Raw genomic sequence first — 1,545 nt, forward strand, 5'->3', positions numbered from 1 at the left:
ATGGAAGACATCGGACAACCGGAGCAACTGTCACTGTTTGCCCCGGAGGAATACAGCCTTTGGACAAGAGAGGTAAGCCGTGTAAACAATGAAATCAAGGATAAGTCAGGAACTTCACAGGCACGCCGTCCTATAACTCAAACTGCTCCCCAGAAACCATCGGAGTCCAAGATACAAAAGTCAGTAACCTCTCCTCAACGTCGTACCCGTAGTAGCAGGAAAGCAGCTTCTACCTCCCTACGTGAGCCATCCCTTTTCGACTTCATGAACGAAGCCGAAGAGCGCAAGCCGCAGCCGATAGCGGAAGTCAGAAAGGAGTTTGACGCTTCACCGCGCCCTTTTCTCTCTTCGCCGGACTCTCATCTGAGAGACGGCTCCATTGTCGTGCAGAAAGGTCAGGTGGGGTTTCTTTCTGACCTGAAGCGACATCCGACCTTCAACCCGATGGACTTGCCGTATGCACAGCTTTCCCGTCTCAAAGCCTATATCGAGATACGGGAGTGCTATCATCGTCTCTATGACTACGAGGCGGAGAACCATGCAGAAGACAGGGAAGACCGCAGCAGGCTCAACCACCTATATGATGACTATGTTGCACGTTGGGGCTACTTCAATCAGAAGGCGAACACCGACATCATCAAGATGGATGCCACAGGCGTGGAAATGCTCTTCTTGGAACGCTCCGAGAACGGCAGGTACGTCAAGGCGGACATCTTCAACCATCCAACGGCATTTTCTACCACGGAACTGACCGTTGCCACAGACCCGATGGAGGCACTGGGTGCATCACTCAACAAGTACGGTACGGTGGAACTTGACTACATGAGTTCGCTTTTACCTGATATGGAAGAAAACGACATTATTTCTTCCTTGGAAGGTCGTATCTATTTCAATCCCGAAGAGAATGCTTACGAGGTAGCGGACAAGTTCATTTCGGGCAATGTAATAGAAAAGGCGGAGCGTATCGAGTCGTGGCTCTTGGACCATCCCGACCACGAAGAGGCAAAGCAGAGCCTTGCTGCCTTGCGTGCAGCCACGCCAACACCCATTCCTTTTGCAGACCTTGACTTCAACCTCGGTGAACGTTGGATACCTGCCAAAGTCTATGGTAGGTTTGCCTCAGAGTTTTTCGGGACGGATATTGGTGTATCCTACCATTCCAACATGGACGAGTACAGCATTGTTTGCGACCATAAGAATGCCAATATCTGGCACAAGTATGCCGTACAGGGTGAGTTCCGCCGCTATGACGGCATCAATCTCCTGAAGCACGCCCTGCACAATACCATTCCCGACATCAACAAGAGCAAGGAGGTGACAGATAAGGTTACGGGAGAGACCAAGACCATCAAAGTAAGGGACGGACATGCCATACAGATGGCAAATGCCAAGATTGAGGAAATCAGGCAGGGCTTTGTCGATTGGCTCGGACGTACACCCGATACCTTCAAACAACAGCTCTCTGACCGTTATAATCGTCTTTTCAACTGTTTCGTGCGACCCAACTTTGACGGTACGCACCAGACGTTTCCCGACCTTGACCTC

1 protein-coding gene is annotated in these 1,545 nt (G+C 50.9%); it reads left to right on the forward strand.

What is annotated here, in order from left to right:
• Positions 1–1,545: DUF8437 domain-containing protein (locus tag JCM12259_RS15620; RefSeq protein ID WP_036889129.1), on the forward strand; the 1,545-nt coding region annotated here is incomplete at both ends.

The sequence above is a fragment of the Hoylesella enoeca JCM 12259 genome, assembly GCF_000613405.1.
Lineage (GTDB): Bacteria > Bacteroidota > Bacteroidia > Bacteroidales > Bacteroidaceae > Prevotella > Prevotella enoeca.